1 pseudogene is annotated in these 571 nt (G+C 36.6%); it reads right to left on the bottom strand.

The features are described 5' to 3' along the window. Positions 1-571: pseudogene (locus CD138_RS13530) on the bottom strand (terminase); the annotation flags it as partial.

Raw genomic sequence — 571 nt, 5'->3', positions numbered from 1 at the left:
ATAAGTTTTAGTAAACCACTTGCGATTGGTGCCATCGCCTTACCAAATGCAACAAGTATACGCACAATATCGCCAATCAGTTTCATAATTACAGGACCATTTTCCTCAACATACTTCACAAACTTTTTAAAGCCCTCTGATTTACCAACCGTTTCAGACCATTCTTTAAATTTATCCGTCATTTTGACAAGCCAATCAAAAATACCTGCACTGTTTTGACCAAAAGCAATCATTAAGTTGCCGATACCTTTAAATACATTACCAAATATCTTGCCTATTTTAGGTAGATTTTCTTTGGTATATTCGATGAACGACTTAATAGCGTTCTGTCCGCCGACACTATTTGCCCAGTTCTGAAAATCAATGCTCATATTTTGTAAACCTTGTGATACCCATTTGAACAATGGCATAAACTGAGTAAAGATGTTAACTAAACCATCACCAAAACGTCCAGCAGCATTGAGTAAGTCGCCGAAAATTTGAACACCAACAGTATTTAACGCTTTAAATGCCGCTTTCGCTGTATTGGATTTATTAACCCAATCCTCAAACTTACGTGCATTACCTTCAA

The sequence above is a fragment of the Staphylococcus intermedius NCTC 11048 genome, assembly GCF_002902385.1.
Classification (GTDB): domain Bacteria; phylum Bacillota; class Bacilli; order Staphylococcales; family Staphylococcaceae; genus Staphylococcus; species Staphylococcus intermedius.
This window is presented reverse-complemented; position numbering and strand designations above follow the sequence as displayed.